22 protein-coding genes are annotated in these 19,530 nt (G+C 65.6%); 5 read left to right on the top strand and 17 right to left on the bottom strand.

From position 1 onward, the window contains the following. Positions 1-227: 227 nt before the first annotated feature. The 7 genes from ACFQS9_RS22430 to ACFQS9_RS22400 form a co-directional block, all read right to left on the bottom strand. Positions 228-1,205 carry a hypothetical protein gene (locus ACFQS9_RS22430; protein ID WP_378408770.1) on the bottom strand — a complete coding sequence of 326 codons (978 nt, stop codon included), beginning with the start codon at positions 1,203-1,205 and terminating at the stop codon, positions 228-230. 537 nt (positions 1,206-1,742) lie between these two features. Further along, positions 1,743-2,696, bottom strand: a complete 954-nt coding sequence (locus ACFQS9_RS22425) for a hypothetical protein (RefSeq protein ID WP_378408769.1) — start codon at positions 2,694-2,696, stop codon at positions 1,743-1,745. 588 nt (positions 2,697-3,284) lie between these two features. Continuing rightward, a complete protein-coding gene (locus tag ACFQS9_RS22420; RefSeq protein WP_378408768.1) occupies positions 3,285-4,175 on the bottom strand; it encodes a HEAT repeat domain-containing protein in 891 nt (296 codons plus the stop codon). Position 4,176: 1 nt separating this feature from the next. Next, positions 4,177-4,947: a zinc metalloprotease gene (locus ACFQS9_RS22415; RefSeq protein WP_378408767.1), complete on the bottom strand. Its 771-nt coding sequence runs from the start codon at positions 4,945-4,947 to the stop codon at positions 4,177-4,179. A gap of 9 nt (positions 4,948-4,956) precedes the next feature. Further along, positions 4,957-5,607: a hypothetical protein gene (locus ACFQS9_RS22410; RefSeq protein ID WP_378408766.1), complete on the bottom strand. Its 651-nt coding sequence runs from the start codon at positions 5,605-5,607 to the stop codon at positions 4,957-4,959. A 139-nt stretch (positions 5,608-5,746) separates the two neighbouring features. After that, positions 5,747-7,078 (bottom strand): hypothetical protein, encoded by a 1,332-nt coding sequence (locus ACFQS9_RS22405; protein WP_378408765.1) that lies wholly within the window; start codon positions 7,076-7,078, stop codon positions 5,747-5,749. Between the two features lie 554 nt (positions 7,079-7,632). Continuing rightward, on the bottom strand, positions 7,633-7,944 hold the full coding sequence (locus tag ACFQS9_RS22400) for a transposase (protein ID WP_378408764.1): 312 nt from the start codon (positions 7,942-7,944) through the stop codon (positions 7,633-7,635). A gap of 354 nt (positions 7,945-8,298) precedes the next feature. Between ACFQS9_RS22400 and ACFQS9_RS22395 the strand changes: the two genes are divergently transcribed. Continuing rightward, positions 8,299-8,904, top strand: coding sequence for a hypothetical protein (locus tag ACFQS9_RS22395; protein ID WP_378408762.1), 606 nt, complete (start codon positions 8,299-8,301; stop codon positions 8,902-8,904). A 58-nt stretch (positions 8,905-8,962) separates the two neighbouring features. On the opposite strand, the gene ACFQS9_RS22390 is transcribed toward ACFQS9_RS22395, so the two are convergent. Continuing rightward, complete coding sequence (locus ACFQS9_RS22390; protein ID WP_378408760.1) at positions 8,963-9,505, bottom strand: hypothetical protein; 543 nt, start codon at positions 9,503-9,505, stop codon at positions 8,963-8,965. A 626-nt stretch (positions 9,506-10,131) separates the two neighbouring features. Further along, on the bottom strand, positions 10,132-11,076 hold the full coding sequence (locus tag ACFQS9_RS22385) for a hypothetical protein (RefSeq protein ID WP_378408758.1): 945 nt from the start codon (positions 11,074-11,076) through the stop codon (positions 10,132-10,134). A 471-nt stretch (positions 11,077-11,547) separates the two neighbouring features. Here ACFQS9_RS22385 and ACFQS9_RS22380 point away from each other — a divergent pair, with 471 nt between their 5' ends. Next, positions 11,548-11,679: a hypothetical protein gene (locus tag ACFQS9_RS22380; RefSeq protein ID WP_378408756.1), complete on the top strand. Its 132-nt coding sequence runs from the start codon at positions 11,548-11,550 to the stop codon at positions 11,677-11,679. Positions 11,680-11,752: 73 nt separating this feature from the next. Here ACFQS9_RS22380 and ACFQS9_RS22375 read toward each other — a convergent pair whose 3' ends face one another. Beyond that, positions 11,753-12,013 (bottom strand): type II toxin-antitoxin system Phd/YefM family antitoxin, encoded by a 261-nt coding sequence (locus ACFQS9_RS22375; RefSeq protein ID WP_378409051.1) that lies wholly within the window; start codon positions 12,011-12,013, stop codon positions 11,753-11,755. 195 nt (positions 12,014-12,208) lie between these two features. On the opposite strand from ACFQS9_RS22375, the gene ACFQS9_RS22370 reads away from it, so the two are divergent. Next, positions 12,209-12,679, top strand: a complete 471-nt coding sequence (locus ACFQS9_RS22370) for an acyltransferase (RefSeq protein ID WP_378408754.1) — start codon at positions 12,209-12,211, stop codon at positions 12,677-12,679. Positions 12,680-12,715: 36 nt separating this feature from the next. Here ACFQS9_RS22370 and ACFQS9_RS22365 read toward each other — a convergent pair whose 3' ends face one another. Next, positions 12,716-13,375, bottom strand: coding sequence for an excalibur calcium-binding domain-containing protein (locus ACFQS9_RS22365; RefSeq protein ID WP_378408752.1), 660 nt, complete (start codon positions 13,373-13,375; stop codon positions 12,716-12,718). 107 nt (positions 13,376-13,482) lie between these two features. On the opposite strand from ACFQS9_RS22365, the gene ACFQS9_RS22360 reads away from it, so the two are divergent. Then, positions 13,483-13,647 carry a hypothetical protein gene (locus ACFQS9_RS22360; RefSeq protein ID WP_378408750.1) on the top strand — a complete coding sequence of 55 codons (165 nt, stop codon included), beginning with the start codon at positions 13,483-13,485 and terminating at the stop codon, positions 13,645-13,647. Positions 13,648-13,656: 9 nt separating this feature from the next. On the opposite strand, the gene ACFQS9_RS22355 is transcribed toward ACFQS9_RS22360, so the two are convergent. Genes ACFQS9_RS22355 through ACFQS9_RS22345 form a run of 3 tightly spaced genes read right to left on the bottom strand, consistent with a single transcriptional unit; the run spans position 13,657 to position 16,239 of the window. Continuing rightward, on the bottom strand, positions 13,657-14,232 hold the full coding sequence (locus tag ACFQS9_RS22355; protein ID WP_378408748.1) for a thermonuclease family protein: 576 nt from the start codon (positions 14,230-14,232) through the stop codon (positions 13,657-13,659). Positions 14,233-14,242: 10 nt separating this feature from the next. Then, positions 14,243-15,550, bottom strand: coding sequence for an FtsX-like permease family protein (locus tag ACFQS9_RS22350; RefSeq protein WP_378408746.1), 1,308 nt, complete (start codon positions 15,548-15,550; stop codon positions 14,243-14,245). Next, positions 15,547-16,239, bottom strand: a complete 693-nt coding sequence (locus ACFQS9_RS22345; RefSeq protein ID WP_378408745.1) for an ABC transporter ATP-binding protein — start codon at positions 16,237-16,239, stop codon at positions 15,547-15,549. Before ACFQS9_RS22345 ends, ACFQS9_RS22350 begins: the two co-directional genes overlap by 4 nt. Positions 16,240-16,404: 165 nt before the next feature. Here ACFQS9_RS22345 and ACFQS9_RS22340 point away from each other — a divergent pair, with 165 nt between their 5' ends. Beyond that, positions 16,405-17,400: a cobalamin biosynthesis protein gene (locus ACFQS9_RS22340; protein ID WP_378408743.1), complete on the top strand. Its 996-nt coding sequence runs from the start codon at positions 16,405-16,407 to the stop codon at positions 17,398-17,400. Here ACFQS9_RS22340 and ACFQS9_RS22335 read toward each other — a convergent pair. Genes ACFQS9_RS22335 through ACFQS9_RS22325 form a run of 3 tightly spaced genes read right to left on the bottom strand, consistent with a single transcriptional unit; the run spans position 17,326 to position 19,476 of the window. Next, entirely contained in the window at positions 17,326-18,264 is a 939-nt protein-coding gene (locus ACFQS9_RS22335) for an SURF1 family cytochrome oxidase biogenesis protein (RefSeq protein ID WP_378408741.1), read from the bottom strand. The genes ACFQS9_RS22340 and ACFQS9_RS22335 overlap by 75 nt on opposite strands. A gap of 50 nt (positions 18,265-18,314) precedes the next feature. Beyond that, positions 18,315-18,821: a low molecular weight protein-tyrosine-phosphatase gene (locus ACFQS9_RS22330; protein WP_378408739.1), complete on the bottom strand. Its 507-nt coding sequence runs from the start codon at positions 18,819-18,821 to the stop codon at positions 18,315-18,317. Beyond that, positions 18,811-19,476 carry an HAD hydrolase-like protein gene (locus ACFQS9_RS22325; protein WP_378408737.1) on the bottom strand — a complete coding sequence of 222 codons (666 nt, stop codon included), beginning with the start codon at positions 19,474-19,476 and terminating at the stop codon, positions 18,811-18,813. The genes ACFQS9_RS22330 and ACFQS9_RS22325 overlap by 11 nt, the downstream gene beginning before the upstream one ends. Positions 19,477-19,530 lie beyond the last annotated feature (54 nt).

The following is a 19,530-nucleotide window of genomic DNA, read 5'->3' as shown; positions in this document are numbered from 1 at the left end:
TGCGTATTTCGGGCTCCGAGCCGGACTGGGCCGCTCGGGCGGCCGAGGATCTGTCGGACGGTGACCGTGCTCTCCGGGTTGCCCACCAGTCGGTGCACGGTCAGACGACGTAGTGAGAGACTTCCGCCCGACATGACATTCTTTTCTAGCGGTTGATCGTGACCATGATCGTGCCTCCAGTGAGGCGCCATGGAACCTCCCGGGTGGTTGCAGCCGTGCTGGTGCTGCTACAGGTCGTCCGACGACGGGACCCGGTAGTGCTTGAAGTACACGTCGTCGTCGTTGTGCACGTCGTTGTCGAGGAGGATGACATGCACGTGGGTTGCCACGCCGTCATAGGTGATGCCATCCCAGATGGTGAGGCCTTCGACCTCCTCCAGTTCCGGCCAGCCACCGTCTTTCGGGATGGCTGCGTGCCCGAGATAGCGGCCGTTGAGAATGCTGTAGCAGCGAATGTCGTTACTGTGATCCGAAGACAAAAGCACATGGCCATTCTTGGAGAAAACCGCCCCCTGAATCTTCCACACCTTCTCTCGCAGCACGATCTTGGCGGTCGGCACATGCACGAAACGCTGCCCGGCCGAATCAAAGCGATACGCGTGGAGAGTGTCGACGCCCTTTTCTTCCAAACGGTTAGCTAGGATATCCTCGATGTCGTACCAGCCGTTGCTGGAGCTGTAAAGCAAACCGTTCCACGGGTTCACAGCGCACCATGAGCACTTGTGTTGCGGCGGGTTGCCGCCCGACTCACTGACCAGCGCGGCTGCCCGCCATCGTATGAACGGTGGGGCGTCGATGACGACGATCTGCACGGGGTTTTCCATCGCGCAGTAGATGCGGCCGTCGTGGTAGTCGATCGCTCCCAGATGGTCGCTTCCGGCGCCCTCGACGTCGACGTAGTCCACTACGTCGTTGCCGAGGGTCAGGCGGTAGACACGTCGCTTGCCATCGTGGTTGCTGGACACATACCAGTGGGACGAGTCGTGCGTTGCCCCCTGACAGCTCTCGGTCCAGTCCTTGCTGGCGAACTTGCCCTCGTTGGGTTTCGTCCACTGTGCAGGCTCCGGAGACCGCATCGCCTTCATGATCTCTCGCAGGCGGCCTGACTGCGGAAGAACATAGAAGCCCCTCGGGATTCGCACGCTCGCGCTCGACTTCGGCTCGCCGATCTGCGCAAGATGCCACCTCAGGCTAAGGTCTGCCATCTCGCTTCACCCTTCATGACCATGAATCTCTCCGCGCGGTCGCCCGCTTTTCGTCGATCAGAGGTTTACTACGTGGCGCGAGCACGTTCACGTGCGTGCAGGTCTCGCATCCCTATTGCAAGCTGATGAGCATTGGGACCAGGCCCACTCCTTCCTTCAGGGGGTTAGGCGCCTTGCCGATGATGGTTCCGAAGGAACGGTCCGGGTCGGAGGCCGTCATCGTGCACCCGCGGCTGGGAGACGTGGTGAGTAGATCCCCGGCGCGGATGCTGCCGTAGCTGAGCTGATCCTGTGCATCGGGCAACGGCGAGTCCGACGCGATCGGTGGCGTCGGGGTCCACGGCCCCGGAGTTGGTGTGCGTTTCGTCTCGTGCGTTCTCCTGACTTAGGACATTTCGCTTAGTGTCCCGTTTCGATGCCGAGTCGGGCGAGAACTCCACGATCTGACGTGTATTCATCCTGCAGCCCGCGAGCGTGACGAATACCGTCCGCGTCCGGTGTGGAACAATGAGACGGTTCAGGCTGTTGCGCCAGCTACTACAGGTCCTCCGACAACGGCACGTGATAGTGCTTGAAGTACACGTCGTCGTCGTTCGTGCTGTCGTTGTCGAGCAGGATGAGGTGAACGTCGGTTGCCACGCCGTCGTATGAGATGCCGTCCCAGATGGTGAGGCCTTCCACCTCCTCGTTCAGTTCGCCCCAGAGCCCAGAGCCCGTTTTCGGGATTGGGACTCGTCCCAGGTAGTGGCCGTTGAGAACGCTGTAGCAGCGGATGTCGTTGGTGGTGTTCGAAGCGAGAAACACGTGGCCGTTGTTGGAGAAAACTGCTCCCTGAACCCACAGCAACTTCTCCGGCAGCACAATGTTCGCGGCCGGTTGGTGCACGAAACGCCGGCCAGCGTCATCCAATCGATAGGCCAAGAGGGTATTTTCATACCGGCTCTGGGTTCCGTTCCAGCTGTAGAGCAAACCGTTCCACGGGTTCACCGCGCACCATGCACATCGGTCCTGCGGTGGAGACCCGCCCGACTCGCCCACCAATGCCGCGGCCCACCATGCGGTGAACGGCGGCGTGTCGATAACCACAATCTGCACGGGATCATCTTCCATCGCGCAATAGATCCGACCGTCGTGATAGTCGATGTCCCCGAGGTGGTGGCTTCCGTTGCCCGCCAGCTTGACGTGGCCCACGATGTCGTTGGCCAATGACATTCGATAGACTCGTTGCTTGCCCTCGTGGTTGCTGGACAGGTACCAGTAGGACGAATCGTGCGTCACGCCCTGACATTCTTCTGTCCAGTCTTCGTTCGAGAACACCCCTTGGTCTTGTTTCGTCCACTGCTCGGGTTTGGGGGACCGCATCGCCTTCATGATGTCCCGTAGGCGACCTGACGGCGGAATGACATGAAAGTCTGTCGGAATTCGCGGGCCGACGGTCGACTTCGGCTCGCCGATCTGCGCCAGGTGCCGTCTCAGGCTGAGTTCTGCCATCTCGCTCGAACCTCTCTGTGCCATTACTCTCTCGGTGCTGTCGCCCGCTTTCGTAAACTTGCGGTTGCCGATCTACCGGTCGTTACGAACATGAATGCCGGGACTCGTTTCCCATCCCTTATTGCAGGCTGATGAGCATTGGGATCAGACCCTCGCCTCGCCCAGGGGATTGAGTACCTTGCCGATGATGGTTCCGAAGTGCGCGGGCAGGGTCCGAGGCCTTCATCATGACCCAGGGTCGGGGACGTCGAGAGCAGATCCTGCCGTAGCCGGCGTCTGCGCGGCATTCCACCTTTGCCCATGACCGAGATGGGCACCCTGCAGTCGTCCGACTTCTCGCCTCGGTCGAACACCATCCCTGGCCGATAGCGGCCAGCGCCGGACGCGAGTCCACCACCTTCTGGTCGTTGGCGCTGGTGCACGGGGCAAGTTTGTCCTTCTCGCCACACCACCATGAGCCTGGTCGGCGAGGGCGTCGAGGCGGGTGAGCAGTAAGCCCCACCCGATCTTGTACGCGATCTTGGTGTTCCGTCCGGGAAGGAAGACAACGCATGGGAAGGGCTCGTTCAGCTGGAGGCGGTCAGAAGGTTACCGCTCGGGGCGATCTATGAGGCGAGGTTGCCTGCGGCCCTGCTGTTGGAGTTCGCTGAAGCGGGGCTCGACCCGCGCGATCTCGAAATCCAATGCGCCGGTCGCTAGGTCGAACGAGCCTGTGACGTCTAGTGGATGCTCGTCGGGAGACTCGGTGGCATTCACCTCGAAGCGCATCACCGTGCCGTCGACGCTGCCCGTGCCGTGCACGCCGACCCGGCCCGAGCTGCGGGCGCCTGAGACGCTGAAGCTTCCTGAGCCGGATGGGTCGGTCAAGAAGTAGTAGGCGGGATCGTAGGCACCAGTCTCGATGTTGTAGCGCAAGAGAACCGCCAGCACGGCCTGTCGTTCGGGGAGTGTTGCTGCCCCATCATCGATGACATTCTGGTTGAGCATCAGCGCCAACTCGCTCGAGCCGCACTCGAATCTCCGTATAGGCTGCGGCGCCAGTCGGATTCCGGGCACAGCCGGGGCCAAACGTTCCATCCGGTTGAACATCGCTTCGGTCGGCGCCCCGCTACGGATCGGTGCCGCCGCGGTCGCCTCGGCTGCAACCCTGATCTTTGGCAAGTCGAGTCGGTCGGTGCCGAGTCGGTGGCGATAAGAGACGAACGCCGTGGCCGTGCGAAGCCACTGCTGCGTGATCGGGTTGTCGGTTTGGACCTGGCGTAGGAGCTCGAGATCGTCGGGCGTACCGAGCTTTCCGAGCCGCTCGATCGCCCGACGCTGCACTGCGGGGTCGTCGGTGGCGACCACGGCGCGCAGGCCCTGAAGCGACGAGGGGCTAGTGCGCGCACCCATGGCGACGACTGCCTTGAGTCGGGCGGCCTGATCGATGCCACTGTCGAGAGCCAGCCTCAGCAGGGCGTCGTTTCCGGGAGTCACCATGTCAGCACCCCTCCCTTATCTTGCAGTGCCGGTGCACCCAACCGCCCTGCAAATCGGTCAACTCGACAGTTGTGCGCACATTCGGAACTTCATCGGACTGCGTCATCAAGTTGGTCTCCCGTTCGGCATCGGTCGTGAAGGGCGGCAAGGGGAAGATGGCGTCGCCGGAGTGGGGGAGACCAAGGAAATGGCCGATCTCATGGGCCAACGTGCGCGAAATGCCCTCGTCGTCGGCGTCGACGCCTCCCGCCAGGAGCCCCGAGTCCTTCGACTGCTTGTCGCAGTCGCCGCCCACCGGAGAGACCCCGGCCAGCGAACCGGAAATGCTACGCACCACGAAGGCATCGATCCCGTTGTTGTCAACATAGAAGCCTTCCCACAGATCACGACCTTCCTCGCCGTCGCGGATGTCGCCGTGACCCTTCGCGTCGGCTTCATCGATCTCGGTGTGCAGCACGCGCCCAACGCCAAGCCCCACCGGGCGGTAGATGTTGCGAAGCCGATAGACGCAGTAGTCGACTTCGATGAGTGCGTCGGCGCCGGCCGAGCCCCCCAGGGTGTCGAACCCGACGGCGATGATATTGACGTTGATGTGATTGCCGGCGAGGTCATCGGCCATCTGCCGCAGCGACACGGAGGCGGTGACGCCGCTGGGGTCGGGATCGGGGGGCACGCGGCCACGCCGGAACCCGAATAGTCGGAAGAGCACCGATTGATCATCCGATAAGTCCGCGCCGACACACTTCAGCATCCCTTTCACGCTGACATCCATGGGTACTCCCTATTGCATGGCGACCGTCGTCGCCCCTACTGCGGGGTCAGCAATACGGGGATGAGCCCGGTGCCGCACGAAAGCGGTGCCAGGGCTTTGACTACGATCGCCCCGATCGCGGCAGCCCATCAGCCTGATGTCACCGGTGAGGTTGGTGCTGTTGATGCCGATCGTGTCGATCCCGTTGCCGTCAGGATCGACGCCCATCAGGTTGGTTATGACGGACCCGGTTCCAAGGCCGAGGTAGTGGCCGACCTCATGGGCAAAGACAAGTCCCGTCCAACGGCGCATACCGGAGACCATGAGTACGGCGCCGGGCATCACATCACTGTCATCCTTGTCGCACAGACCCCCCAGCTCTGTAAAGCCCGACATCTCGGTAACGTTGCTTTCGGTGGCAGTCCCGGAGAAGTCGTCCTCGTGACCGACCAGGAACACGAACAGATCGATCGCTTCGGCAGAGATCGTCTCGAGGTGACGCTTCAGCGATCGCGCGGTCGGTTGGCCGGAACCGGGAAGCGTGTCGGTGGGCACGAGTGTGCCGAAGACCGACCCGTCGGTGTTACGGAAGATGTATCCATACACGTCGGTATCGACCGACAGGTCACCGGACTTGCCGAGGCAGGTGCTTGCGATGTCGCGCACACTGAGGGTTGTCATTTGCGCCCTACTAATGTGTCAAGAGCACGAGGATCAGCACGGTCCCGCGCGAAAGAGGCGCCAGGGGTTTGCCGACGATTGCCCCTACCGCGGTGGATCGAGGTTTAACGCTTAACATTGCCACGTACCCTGCCTCCGTCTACTGCAGGGCAACGAGCATGGGGATCATGCCTCGGCCGGACGCCAGCGCGCCCAGCGCCTTGCCGATGACGGCGCCGAACGCGCGCAGCGGATCGGCAGCCCGCATCGCATGACCCGGCACGGCCGAGCTTGTGAGGAGATCACCGACCCGGATCTCCCCGGCATCGGCATCGACCTTGCACATGATGCGCCCAATCAGAGCGATCGGCACGCCCCCGGTGGCTCCGGTGTGGCGGCCGAGCACGATCCCGGGCCGGAGGCGTCCGGCGCCGGCGACGACGCCCGCCACACGCGTGTCGTACGGCGCGTCGCTCACACGGAGCTGCAGGTCGTCTCCGACCACCATGATCGTACCGGGCTCGCTGGCTCCAGGGTCCGCGACCTGAAAGTCCTCGGCGCAGTCGGCGTTCTGCAGAATGATGTCGCCGCTTTCGCCATCGAGGTGGATCGTCGCTTGGGAGAGAGTCTGGTTGTCACCCGAAGCCGGGAAGAGCGCCAGGTCGCCATCGGCGCCGTTGCCGCCGAGCCAGGCGTTGCCGCGACCGCCGTCGAGGCGGATTCGGTCCTGGCCGCCCGAAGCGAGATGCACGTCCCCGGCGACCTGGATGTTGCCGGCGACCTGGATGTTGCCGGCACCGTCGAGTACAAGGTCATCTCGCCCATCGCTCTCGTTCCTGATCACGAAGCGGCCGCCCCCGGCCGCGTCGGCTAAGTCCGTCGCGCGCAGGCTGTAGTGCTGGGTGCCGAGTCCTAACGGCCGAATCGCCAGCTTCCGATCGAGCTGTACGTCCCCGGCGACCTGGATGTTGCCGGCGTTGTCGAGGACGAGGTCATCTCGCTCCTCGCTTTCGTTCCTGATCACGAAGCGTCGGCCGCCGGCGGCGTCTGCATCGTTCGTCGCGCGCAGGCTGTAGTGCTGGGTGCCGTTTCCTCGCGACCGAAGCGCCAGCTTCGGGCTGCCGTTCCTCTCGAGCCGCACGTTCCCGGGGGTCTCGATGTTGCCGGCGTTGTCGAGGACAAGGTCGTCTCGCTCCTCGCTTTCGTTCCTGATCACGAAGCGTCGGCCGCCGGCGGCGTCTGCATCGTTCGTCGCGCGCAGGCTGTAGTGCTGGGTGCCGTTTCCTCGCGACCGAAGCGCCAGCTTCGGGCTGCCGTTCCTCTCGAGCCGCACGTTCCCGGCAACCTGCAGCATCGCTGCTGGTGACGTAGTTCCTATACCGACTGCCGTCGACGAGAGCGCAAGCACGCTGCTGTTTCCCCCCGCATCCTCGACGGTCTGGGCGACCGCGTTCAACGCCTGATCGACCCGGAGATCCACCATGCTGATCACTCCTTCATAGTGCGAGGCTCGAGTCAATTTTGGTGGTGAAATGAATCCAGCACATGAGTAGCCGACTACCTGACTTCTTCGCGCTCGGGCCGCTCGGCAGTCATCCGGCTTCTGGGGGTCCAGGTAGAACTCGCGCAGACAACACACCGAAGTTTTCGGCGGAGTCTGGCAGACCATGAACACCCGACACGCCTCCCCTCCGCCCGTGGTAGATCACCGAGCTTCAATCGCTCCATCAGGTTGTTGATGTGCAACTTCTTCAGATCCTGAATCGGCAGATCGCAGTAGAGGGTGACGAGCGGTTTGAGCCGGTTGCGGTGCCCCTTGGTCGTCTTTTGCCAGCCCGCGCGGCCAGCGATCCACCTATCGGCAGTCTCCCTCACTGGTTCCGGACGTCTCGTAACGTCGTGCCGGACGCCTTCTGGTCGAGGATCTTCGCAAGCCCCATACGGGCCTCTCGCATCAGGCGACCCTGAAGCCGCGCTCGGTGAGCACGCGACAGGTCGACTCGACCCGGTGTCCTGCGGCACGCACCTGGTCGATGAACTGGCAGATCAACGGCGGCGCGGGTCGAGCTCCCTCGCGAAGAAAACTGAGGCCGACTTCAGAATCTCGTTGGCTTCCTTGAGGTCTCGGACCTCACGTTCGAGTTCCTTGATCCGACGTTGTTCATTGGTGGTCACACCAGGTGCCTGGTCGGAATCAACCAGGGCCTGCCTGGTCCACACACGCAAGCGCTCGATGCCGACATCTAGCTTCGGGCCAATCGCCTGACAGGCGGCATACACGGACGTGTACTCATCGATATGGTCGAGGACCATCTTCACCGATCGCTCACGCTGCTCGGCGGGGTAACGCTTGGGCATGAACTGCATCCTCCTCAAGGAAGGAAGCGGCATCAAACCCGGGACGGTTCAGTTCGGGTTCGGCACGCTGCTTGTGCGGACGGCTGGCACGCAGGCGAACCTCACGATCACGATGGTGCCGAGGGTCGAGTATTGGCAAGACTTCTTGGCGAAGAGATGTGACGAGTTCGCCGGAATGAATGCCTGGGGTCGATTTATATGCCCTAAGGAGATTTGTGACGTTCGTTCCGAACCTGTGAAAAGTCTCAGTAGCGGATAGTGGCAGGCGGCGCATCCCTCACCGCCTGCCGATGGTGACGGTGCCACCGGATCGAATGTCTGATCGAACCGTGGGTGACCTGCGATACTCCTGGGATGTTTGGTGACTTGTGGGCGTTCCCGTTCGACGTTGCAGTATGGGGGACGGTTGGGCAGTGGGTGAGCTCGCTAGTATCGGCTGCTTCCGTGTTTCTCGCCTTGTTGATTTTGATGCTCGATCGCCGGGAGAAGGAACGTGCCCAGGCATCGAAGGTAGTATTCAGTACGAAGTGGAAGGGTCAGGAGTTAACGGCCAATGTCCACAACCACTCCGATGCCGTGCTGTTCGTTGCGGTGCTGTTTCTCATCGAGGAGTCGGTTAGTACTCCATCGCATAAGTGGCGACAACCCGAAACCTCCATGGTGGGAGTAGAAGACTACCTGGCGTACACTTTTTCGATTGAAGCTGACGACCGTGGTTTGATCCTGGCCAACACGTCGCTGACGAAGAGGTGGACTATCGATGAACCGCGCAGACCAGGATACAAGATGAATGCGTTCTTGATATTCAACGATGCCAACGGGGTGACATGGAAGCGCTCTGAATACATGGGCAGGTTGGATAAGATGCCCTACTCGGGTTGGCGGCACCAACTGAGATTGCGCGTAAAGAAGATGCTGCGCCAGGAACGCAATCGGAGTGACGCGAACGAAGCTGGGTAGTTGCAGCGATTTTCTTCACTGGCAGGGCGACTATCCGCTGGCGGTAATAGAGAGCGTGTCAACCTGTAGGTACTCCAAGGTCAACTCTGGCTGCTGCTGCAAAATTGAACCCTGCCCACGCTAATCTTTCAATCTCCTCTTGGGTTACGAATGCATCGCTCTGTGTGTCGCCATCGTATTGTCCAGCCTGTAGTCGGTCCATCCCATCTATGATCGCCGTGCGAATTGAGTCCCATTCGGCCGCAACGGCCATATTTGCTTCAATCACTGGCCTCGATGCGATCAACTGGAGTTCCAACGACTTATCCGCGAGTGATTTCATTGCAGCCAGGAACTCGTCGGCCACGCCCGCTGTTTGGTCGAAACTAGGTGTAATATCAGCGTTTGGGTCGAACAGGTCTGAGATTGGGTAGAGTTTTCTATGAGCGTCGCGTTCGGCCTTCATATACGCAGAGTATGCGGTTTGTCGCTGGCTTCTGAGGAACTCTCGGTCCGACCTTTCGTTGGTGCCCTGGATCTGCTCCTTCCCAATGTTGTAGGTGAACAAGCCGGTGGAAATCGTGGCTGTAATAGCAACTACTGCCGTGGCGATCGCAACCACGGCTGACACCCATGCTGCGCGAACGGCGTCGGGAACCGGTTTGCTCGAGGCCGGACGTCTCGGCGTGAACGGGCCTCGCTGCCACCAACTTCGGGGCTTGGGCTGCGGCTGTCTCAATCTGAGCGACTTCATGCGTCGATCGACCGCGTGAGCTTGCCTGCGGTGCCTCCGGTGGTTTATGGGCCGTGATAGACCAGGCATTGGTGAATCATATCGCTCACATGGCCAACTTGGAATAGTCCTTGAAGAGATAGCTCAGAACGGCAATTATCTTGTAACTGGCATTATTTGGCATATCAGAATGAATCAGCCGACCAGCCGCGGATAACAGGCGTACCTGTTCACCTTGATCCGTCGCAGGGCGAGCGGACCCAGTTCAAACCTGGCCAGTCGGGCAATCCGGCCGGCGCCCTAAGGGCCGCAGGAACCTAGCACAATGATCAAGACATGCTCAACGACGAGAAACTCATCGAGAAGCTAACAGCAAGATCAAGGATCAGTTCGATCTCGCTTACTCTGACTTCCAGAGCACCCGATGAAGGCGATCGTCACCACCGCACTGATCGAGGCGATGGACCCGACCGCAAACCTCATCCTCGGTGCCGATGCGGGGTGATCGACGGGTACTAGGCCGACTGCCCCTCGCGAACGCACGCGAATCCAGCTGCGGCTCGTATTAGCAGGGAGTAGCCAAAGTAGAGGTGGACCAGCCCGAGCATGCTGGTGATGAACTCGTGCTCGGCGTAGTCGTGCTTGAACTGATCCTTCTCGAGTTCACCGAACTCGTCTGCGTGCTTCCCGTGGTGGATCTTCTCGCCGTAGTTGAAGAGCGAGATGATCTTCTGTGGATCGACGTCGCGGTAGTTGGCGAACTCGGACGGGTTGGGGCAGTTACCTGCCGTGAGCACCTTTGTCGCGACGATGTTCTTCAATGGATGGTTGAGCAGCTGCCCCCGCGCCCTACTCCACTTGGTCAGGATCTCCATGCGCTCGGCGGCACGCTCGTCGGTTGCGTTCTTTGCAGCCTTCATGAGAATGCCCTGGACCACCCCGAAGCACGGATCGCCGCTGTCGCTGTCGTGCAGCTGACGGAAGCGAACTGAGAAGCCGACCAGAGCCTCATCATCGGCGGTCACCGATTCGACTGACATGTCGCCGTTGCTGAAGTCGACCTTCAATCCGCCTTTCGAGCTGACAACGCTGTACTGCGCGACCTTCTCGGAGACCTCGATGAATCGCGCGAGCTTGCGCTGTTCGGCCGGATCAAGTGGAGACGGCAGCGGCGGAATGTCCAGCGGATCTTCCAGCTCGAAGGCATAGGTCATGAGCTGCCAGTTGTAGTCGAAGGCTTGCTTGTTGGTGGCGAGCTCAGCCAACGGCGGCGGGAACTTGAGCGGCACAGGCAGGACCGAATCCTCGTGAGCGATGGCACGGACACGGACCGTGCCCTTTCGCTGCGGCGCCTGAGCCACGTCGGGGTGAAGCTCTGGAAGGGTGGCACGCTGTCGCTTCGGGGGTCGGGCCGGGCGAGCAGGGCGGTTCTGGTTCTTCCTGCCTGGCTTCTTTCCCAACGCAGGTTCTCCTTCGTTCGCAAATAGGTCGCCTGATTCTACCGTCGGCCTCCGACAGAGTCTGGACGCCGATAGCGCTGAAGTTGGATATTGACAATTCGATTGATCTGCAAGATATTGTGGGCAGATGAGTAATCGAGCACTGCTAGCGAGAATTTCAATCAAATCCGATGCGTCAGGCAATGCACCTGATTCAAACGATTAATAGCGCCGAGTCAGCTGCGGGCCGCCAGAGGTGGCTGCGTTCCTCATGAATGTCTCGCGCCACTAGTGGAATGGTGTTCTTGTCACGTAGTTGTCACATCACCCGTGACAATGAGTGGTGGAACGACCCCTGTTGTGAAATTGCGCAGGTCAGAGACTCGCAGATTTACAACAGGGGTCACATTGGTTTTACACGCCAGCGGTCGAGGGTTTGAAACCCTCCGCGCCCACTCTCGGTTGTTCGGTCTCCGATGACGCCCTCGACGGGTGGCGGTCGGGACCACCGTGGACGACCCAGCCCACAGGAATCTCTGCGTCGTCTACGGCGTGATCGCCTTCGTCGCGCTGATCGCGACGTGGTGGAACAACATCGCGTACTCGCCGTTGCGATCAGCGTGATGTTCCCGCTCTTCCTCATCGCGCGCGAACGCAGCCTGTCCACCGTCGGCGGCCAACGGGGGTCGCCGACAGGTCAGGCGATCTGATCGGTGCGTTCGTGCGCCGTGTCGAAGATGCCGTCGAGGAGTTGTTCGCGGGCACCCGCCCGGCGGAGGCTTTCGAGCAAGTCCGGTGAACGAAGCAGGTAGGAGGTCTCGCTGAGGGCCTTGTACTGCGACACCGAGATCAGGACGGCCTTCTGCCCGTGCTTGCCGACGATTTCGATCGCCGCGGAGTCGTCGTTCACCTTCCTGATCAACTTCTTCAATCGCTTCCTCGCGGTCTTCACCTTCATTGCGGCCACAACGCATCTCCATTCCCGACGGATCTGACTCGTGAATCCTGCCACCACGTTGACGCGTTGGACCCACTTCTGTGCCGCGGACACTCGCACAATTTGTGCCCGGCGTGGGAAATGTCGCGTGCGAACGCGCATCGCGCGCCCGTCGGGGCAACCGGCCGCCCGATCGCACGGACTAGGGTCACCGGTGTGCGCCTGATCAACATCGTCCAGTCCTGGCGGCTCGTCCCGGTGTGGCTGCGCATCCTGCTGCTGCTCGCCGGGGGCGCCAAGGTGTGGGGAGCCGGGATCTACGCGGGATGTCACTTCGGCGGCAAGGACATCCGGATGGGCCTGGGCACATTCGTGAACCGGGGAGTGTTCTTCGACGGCACCGCGCCGATCACACTGGGCAGACAGGTCGCGGTCGGGCACCAGGTCGCCTTCATCACCAGTACCCACGAGATGGGTCCCGCGGACGGGCGCGGTGGTCGCGTCTACGACCTGCCGATCGCCGTCGGGGACGGCTGCTGGATCGGTGCGAGGGCCACGGTCCTGCCGGGGGTCACCATCGGGCCCGGATGCATGATCGGCGCGGGCGCGGTGGTGACCAAGGACTGCGAGCCGAACGGGCTGTACGCCGGGAACCCGGCGCGGCGGGTGCGGGACCTCCCCGCGTAGCCGGATTCCCCCGCGCGGCTTCGTGTTTCGCGCGCCCTACTTGTCGCAGGCGATGCCGTCCTTGTCCCGGTCCAGCTTGGGGCTGTAGCCGGGGTCGCCCTTGTACAGAGGTGCCGCTCCCGCCGCGATCGCGTCCTCGCACGATGAGAACTTGCCCGACGGTGAGGGCACCTCCACGAGCGGCTGCGGCTTCGTGATCGCGGTCGGCGGCGCGGGAACCCGCTCCGACGGCGGTGACGGAACGTAGGCGGGTGCCGGTGCGGTGACGGGGGCCGGGAGGTCGTGCGTCGTCGGTGCCGGCAGCTCGAGCAGCGGCGCGGGCTTCGCCGGCGTGGACGCGAACGTCGACGGGCGTGCGGCCGTCGGCGTGGGGACGATCCTCGAGGTCGTCTGGGACGAGGCGGGTTCGCTCGTCGACGAGCCCATGACAGCGCCGGCGACGGCGAGCACCCCGACCGCCGCGGCGCCTGCCACGAGGAGCGGGACGGTTTTCGACTTCTTCTTCGGCGCGGGCTCCGGCTCGGGCTCCGGCTCGGCCGGGATCACCGGCAGGAGGGTGGTGGCGGTCGAATCCGGCGGCACGGGGCGCGTTGTCAGGGTCCATTCGTCGCCATTCCAGTAGCGCTGGAATTCCGTGGCTCCGCTCGGCTCGGGATCGGGATACCAGCCGGGAGGGGGTCCGCCGGGGTTCGTCATGGGTGGGGATACTCCTTTTGGGATGTGTGCCCGCCATGACTACCAGACGGGACGGACGCCACCGACATTCCCCGGCTCGTGACTGTCCGCCGACGTACGCTTGACCGATGAAGATGGGAGCGGTGCTGACGCTGGTCGGGCTCGCGGTGCTGGCCTTCGGGCTCGGGCTGGCGGCGGCCCGACTGGAGAGCATCGGATGGACAGTCGCGCTCGGACTGCTGTGGCTGGTCATCGCGGCGGGCGCCCTCGCCCGGATCCGTCGCAGCGGCTGACCGTACCGGTCAATTGCCTTCCAGCGAAACCGAATCGGTGACCCCGCGACAGGGTGGCCCCCACAGGCCCGTGCCCTCGAATCGCGCCTCGTCCTCGGCCCGCGCGATGTCCTCGGTCAGTCGCGCCGGCTCGCGGCCGTACGCGTAGGCCTTGGCCATGCCTGCCCGGACCGCGCCGATGCCGTAGTCGGAACCGTCGGGCAGCGTCAGGTAGGCGAGGGTGCGGCCGTAGTCGTCGACGGCGTCCGCAAGGGGATCGATCGAGACCTGCACCGCGACGCCGTCGAGCGTGGCGCGGGCGTAGACGGTGGACTCCGGCCCCCAGCAGCCCACCGTGTACCCGGCCTTCACCGTCTCCGGGGTGTCGATGCCCAGCACCCGAACCGTCAGCTCACCGTCGTCGTCGCGCGCCCGCACGGTGTCGCCGTCGTACACGTACTCGACGGTCATCTCGCGTGGGTCGACCCGCGCCGCGGGCTCGGTGGTCGTCCACCGGTTCGCCGCCACCAGCGCCACACCCACCGCGACGCAGGCCCCCACGCCGAGGGCGAGGATCCATTTCCGCCGGGGCGCAGGGGCGTTCATCGGTCCGAGCCTAATCGGCGAGCACCCGGCGCATCACCGGTCGCGCCACGAGCGCGCTGGCCAGCACCAGCGCGATGCCCGCCGCCAGTGTGACCCCGAGCTGGACCAACGCCATCGGCGTGGTGAGGACGGCGGCGCCGGCGAGCGGGAACAGGAACAGGAGCGCGCCGCCCGCGCCCGCGAGCGCCATCACGACCACCGGGGTGCGGACCTGCCGGATCCGGGCCCGATCCATCACCTCGACGGGGGTGCCGGCCAGGGCGAGGCTGCGGTAGACCTGCCGGTGGTCCAGGATCGTGGAGACCTGGGTGAGCGCCGAGGAGATCGCGGCGAGCGCGAAGGTCGCGCCGAGGGTGAACAGCACGCCGGTCCGCAAGTCGGCGAAGATGAACTCCTGACCAGGCTGGAGTTCCTGGCCCTCGCCGTTGCCGATCGCGGCGAGCAGCGAGGTGCCTGCCGCGACGAAGCTGGCCATCGTGACACCGCTGACGGTGCGCCACACGGATTTCGGGTTGTCGAGCACCCGGCGTGCGGCGATCAGCGAGGCGGCGTCCCTCGACCGGGCGAGCATGACCCGGCCGAGGATCGAGATGACGAAGGGGCCGATCAGCGCGACGACGCCGAAGCAGACCGCGAGCCCGACCAGGATCGCCGCGACGCCGGGCATGGCGCCGCCGACGGCGGTCCACCCGATCAGCACCGCGACGGCGAGCGCCGCGATGAGTGCCTTGGGCGCGGGCCGGGGATTGCCCTGCGCGACGCCGAGCGGGCTGACGAAGACCTGCCGCATGCCGAGCATCGAGGTGAGCGCGGCAAGGGCGGTCATCCCGAGCACGATCCCCAGCAGGGGGAGGACACCGACCCACAGCTCGGCGAGCTCGAAGGTGCGGCCCTGGAACCGCAGCCGCGCGACCAGCGGCAGCGCCGCCAGGTAGCCCACCGCGCCGATCAGCGCACCCGCCAGGCCCTGCGCACCCGATTCGGCCGAGCACAGGGCGACGATCTGGCGCGGGGTGGCGCCGATCAGCCGCAGCGCGGCGAGCCGCTCGTCCCGGCGCCGCGCACCGAGCCGTGCGGCGGCCAGGCCGAGGGTCACGGCGGGCACCACCATGAGCACCGAGGCCACCCCCGCGAGGGCCAGGTACGTCTGCGCCTCCGGCTCGTCGGCGCGACCGTCGAAGGCGCCGTACCCGCCGAGCACCGTGAGCAGCAGCGCGGTGGAGGCGGCGAAGGCGGTGACCGGAAGGGCGAAGGTGCTCATCGCCTTTCGGCCCTCGCCCCGCACCGTCAGCAGGGCGACCCGGGCGATGGCGCTCACGCCGCCACCTGCTGCGCGACGAGGGAACCGGCCTGCATCACGAGCGTGCGATCGCACCAGCGCGCCACCTCGAGGTCGTGGGTGACCACCACGAGGGCGGACCCGATCTGCCGCGCCGACTCACGCAGCAACCGCATCACCTCCCAACTGGTCTGCGCGTCCAGCGCGCCGGTGGGCTCGTCCGCGAACAGGACCGCGGGCCTGGTCGCCAGGGCGCGGGCGATCGCCACCCGCTGCGCCTGCCCGCCCGACATCTGGCCGGGCCTGCGGTCCTGTAGGCCGTCCAGCCCGAGCGGCGCGAAGAAGGTGGCCGCGGTGGCCTTGGCGTCGCGGATCGACGCGCCGTTCAGGATCAGCGGCAGCGCGACGTTCTCGATCGCGGGCAGTTCCGGGAGCAGCTGCCCGGATTGGAAGACGAATCCGAATGCCTCGCGCCGGAGCCGGCTGCGGTCGTTTTCGCCGAGGTTCTGGATGTGTTGCCCGGCGAGCAGCACCGCGCCGGAGTCGGGCTTGACGATGCCCGACATGCAGTGCAGCAGGGTCGACTTGCCCGACCCCGACGGGCCCATGATCGCGGTCGCGGTGCCCGCATGGATCTCCAGGCTGACGTCGCGGAGCACGGGTGTCTCGCCGTAGGACTTGCCGAGGGCGTGCACGGACAGGACGGGTGGCGGGGTCGGAATGCTCATGCTTCCACCGTCGCGGATGGCCGCGCCCGCGTCGTCGGACCGCCGCCGGATCTTGCCTGGCCGCCGCGTCATCCCCGAGTATGACGCGACCGGCGAGACCGACCCCGGATCGGCCGCCCGGCCCGATGGCGGTCGGACCCGGTGTCGGTTGATAGAAATACCGGCGTGAACTACAGCGGTCGCGCAGCGGCGAGGGCGGCCGGGATCCTGCTCGGGTACGCGGCGGACCGGGCCGTGTCCGACCCGGCGCGCTGGCATCCGGTGGCCGGCTTCGGCCGGGCCGCGGCGCTCCTGGAACAGCGCACCTACTCCGATCACCGCGCGGCGGGCGCCGCACACACCGTCGTCCTGGTCGGTGCGGTCGCGGGCGGGGCCGTGGCCGTGGCGCGATTCGGGCGCGGACTCGGCTGGGCGGGGGAGACCGCGGTCACCGCGGTCGCGACCTGGATCGCGCTGGGCGGCACCTCCCTGACCCGGGTCGGCGCGGACATGGCCGCCCGGGTCGAGGGCGGCGACCTCGACGCCGCCCGCGCGCTCATCCCGTCGCTGTGCGGCCGCGACCCGCAGTCGCTCGACGCGGCGGGGGTGACCAGGGCCACGGTCGAATCGGTCGCCGAGAACACCTCCGACGCCACCGTCGGCCCGCTCGTCTGGGCTGCGGTCGCGGGGGCGCCGGGCGCGCTCGGCTACCGGGCGATCAACACCCTCGACGCGATGATCGGCTACCGCTCGGAGAGGTACCTGCGGTTCGGTTGGGCGGCGGCGCGGCTGGATGACCTGGTGAACCTGGTGCCGGCCCGCGCGACCGGACTGTTGGCCGTGCTCACCGCGCCGGTGGTCGGCGGATCGCCCGCCGCCGCGGCGTCGGCGTGGCGGCGGGACGCGGCGGCGCACCCGAGCCCGAACGCGGGCGTCGCCGAGGCGTCGATGGCAGGCGCGCTCGGGGTGCGGCTCGGCGGCCGCACCGAATACCCGCACGGCGTCGAGGAAAGGCCGACGCTCGGCGACGGTCCGCCGCCCGCAAGCGCGGACCTGCGCAGGGTCGTGCGGCTCTCGTCCGCGGTGCAGATCGGTGCCGCGCTCGGGTCAGCGGCGCTTGCCGTAGCGATCGGCGAGCTTCGCCTCCGTCGCCGTCAACGCCGCGGGCTCGGCCTGCTGTGAGCGACCGAACCGGCGCCGGGGCAGCGTGATGTCGTCGGTGGCGCCCGCGGGTTCGGCGGCAGGCGCCTGGGCAGCGGGGGTCGGCGCGGGCTCCGTCGCCCGCGCGCGGCGACGTTCCCGGATCTCGGCCCGCACGAAGTAGGCCAGGCCCAGCGGGGCCATGATCCCGAACGCCAGCCACTGCAGCCCGTACGACAGGTACGGTCCCGCGTCGAGCTGGGGCAACGGGATGGGGTTCAGGCCGCCCGGCTGGTCGGGGACGAGCTGGAAGTAGGCGTCGACCGGCTCGAGCCCGAGGGTGGACCCGATCTGGCCCGCGTCGATGAAGTAGACCTGCTCGTAGCCGTTCTCCCGGATCGGGTCCTTGCCCGCCACCGTGCCCTCGGAGACGCGGGCCCGCGCGGTGACCGTGACCGGTTCGGTGGGCGCGGCCTCGAACGGCGGCGGTACGGCGCCCTGCTCGGGCCGCACGTACCCGCGGTTGATCAGGACGATGCGGCCGTCGGTCAACCGCAGCGGGGTCAGCACCTCGTAGGCGGGCGAATCCTCGATCGAGCGCAACCGGATCAGGACGTCGCTGGCCGGCAGGTAGCTGCCGGTCACGCTCACCTGGCGCCACTCGTCGTCGGCGGCGAGCCGCCAAGCGGGATCCGTGGCCGGGGCGCCCGACTCGGGCAGGATCGACTCGACGGCGACCGGCTCGGCGTTGCTCGACTCCTCGATCAGTCTGTTGCGCTGCTCGGTGTCGGTGTTCTTGCCGAGCTGCCACGGGGCGAGCACGGTGAAGCACATGAAGGCGAACCCGGCGACAACGGCGGCCAGCACCAACCAGCCCGGACGCAGCAGAAACTTCAGCCTTCGCACGGCTCCACGGTACTTGCCACGCCGACGCGCCCGGTCGCCCGGTGTCCGGATCAGCGGTGCTCGCGCACCCACTGCAGCAGTCCCGGCACCGCGGCCTCGATCTGCTCGCGCACGAGCTCGAAGTCCGCGCGGTCGCCGTAGTACGGGTCCGGGACCGAGTCGCCGTCCGCGTCGGGGTCGAAGCTGCGCAGCAGGGCCCGACGTTCGGCGGGCACCCCGAGATGGGCCAGTGCGCGGTCGTGCCCGGTGTCGAGCGCGACCACCAGGTCGGCGCCGAGGTGGTCGCTGCCCACCTGTGTCGCCCGGTGCCCGGTGGGATAGCCGTGCCCCCGCAGCACCTCGTTGGTGCGTTCGTCGGCCTCGTGTCCGACGTGCCAGTCGCCGGTGCCTGCGCTCGTCACCCGGACCCGAGCGTCGAGGCCGGCCTCGCGCAGGCGCCCGAGCAGGATCTTCTCGGCCATCGGGGACCGGCAGATGTTGCCGGTGCAGACGAAGGTGATGTGCAGCGGGGCGTCAGCGGTGACATTCTTCGTCGCTTCGCTCGTCTCAGCCTGCATCGAGAACCCTCCCGAGCTCGTCGACGGTGTCCACCGACCAGCGAGCGCCCTCGGCCTCCTCGGCTGAGCCGTAGCCCCAGCCGACGAACACCGTCGGGATGCCCCAGTGCGCGGCGCCGTGCACATCGTGTTCGCGGTCGCCGACCATCACCACGTCGGGGGTGCCGCCGCTCCGAGCGTCGATCGGTTCGATGCCGAGTCCGCGGAGCGCGTGCTCGATCACGTCGACCTTCGCGCGCCGCGAGGTGTCGTCGGACGCCCCGGCGATCACCTCGAAGTGCTCGGCCAACGCGAAGTGCTCGAGGATCCGGCGCGCGAACCGCTCCGACTTGGACGTCGCGACCGCCAGCCGGGACCCGCCGCGCGCGGCCTCGGTGAGCAGGTCACCGATGCCGTCGAACACCGCGTTCTCCGCCCAGCCGACCTCGTCGTAGCGCTCGAGATAGCTGGCGAAGGCGCGCTGGGTGGTCTCCTCGTCGAGGCCGAGCGAGCGCAGGGTGTCCACCATCGGCGGCCCGACGATCCGGCCGAGCAGGTCGCCGTCGGGGGCGGGCGCGCCGACCGAGGCCAGCGCGTGCCGGAAGCCGGCCACGATGCCGGGGGCCGAATCGGTGAGGGTGCCGTCGAGGTCGAAGAGTGTCACGCTGGGGCTCACGCCTCCATCCTGCCCGTTGGGGGGCACCAGGGCCGCGGCAGCGTGCCCGTCGTC

The sequence above is a fragment of the Rhodococcus daqingensis genome (assembly GCF_042665615.1).
Taxonomy (GTDB): Bacteria; Actinomycetota; Actinomycetes; order Mycobacteriales; family Mycobacteriaceae; genus Rhodococcus_G; species Rhodococcus_G daqingensis.
Note: the sequence above shows the minus strand (reverse complement) of the source record. Positions and strands in the feature narration are given on the sequence as shown.

What these genes read in the sequence shown, in the direction of transcription:
- ACFQS9_RS22330 (WP_378408739.1), bottom strand. Translation starts at nt 18,821, where the DNA reads ATGCAGGCTGAGACGAGCGAAGCGACGAAGAATGTCACCGCTGACGCC.
- ACFQS9_RS22425 (WP_378408769.1), bottom strand. Translation starts at nt 2,696, where the DNA reads ATGGCAGAACTCAGCCTGAGACGGCACCTGGCGCAGATCGGCGAGCCG.
- ACFQS9_RS22345 (WP_378408745.1), bottom strand. Translation starts at nt 16,239, where the DNA reads ATGAGCATTCCGACCCCGCCACCCGTCCTGTCCGTGCACGCCCTCGGC.
- ACFQS9_RS22365 (WP_378408752.1), bottom strand. Translation starts at nt 13,375, where the DNA reads ATGACGAACCCCGGCGGACCCCCTCCCGGCTGGTATCCCGATCCCGAG.
- ACFQS9_RS22410 (WP_378408766.1), bottom strand. Translation starts at nt 5,607, where the DNA reads ATGACAACCCTCAGTGTGCGCGACATCGCAAGCACCTGCCTCGGCAAG.
- ACFQS9_RS22395 (WP_378408762.1), top strand. Translation starts at nt 8,299, where the DNA reads ATGTTTGGTGACTTGTGGGCGTTCCCGTTCGACGTTGCAGTATGGGGG.
- ACFQS9_RS22400 (WP_378408764.1), bottom strand. Translation starts at nt 7,944, where the DNA reads ATGCCCAAGCGTTACCCCGCCGAGCAGCGTGAGCGATCGGTGAAGATG.
- ACFQS9_RS22430 (WP_378408770.1), bottom strand. Translation starts at nt 1,205, where the DNA reads ATGGCAGACCTTAGCCTGAGGTGGCATCTTGCGCAGATCGGCGAGCCG.
- ACFQS9_RS22355 (WP_378408748.1), bottom strand. Translation starts at nt 14,232, where the DNA reads ATGAACGCCCCTGCGCCCCGGCGGAAATGGATCCTCGCCCTCGGCGTG.
- ACFQS9_RS22360 (WP_378408750.1), top strand. Translation starts at nt 13,483, where the DNA reads ATGAAGATGGGAGCGGTGCTGACGCTGGTCGGGCTCGCGGTGCTGGCC.
- ACFQS9_RS22375 (WP_378409051.1), bottom strand. Translation starts at nt 12,013, where the DNA reads ATGAAGGTGAAGACCGCGAGGAAGCGATTGAAGAAGTTGATCAGGAAG.
- ACFQS9_RS22415 (WP_378408767.1), bottom strand. Translation starts at nt 4,947, where the DNA reads ATGGATGTCAGCGTGAAAGGGATGCTGAAGTGTGTCGGCGCGGACTTA.
- ACFQS9_RS22420 (WP_378408768.1), bottom strand. Translation starts at nt 4,175, where the DNA reads ATGGTGACTCCCGGAAACGACGCCCTGCTGAGGCTGGCTCTCGACAGT.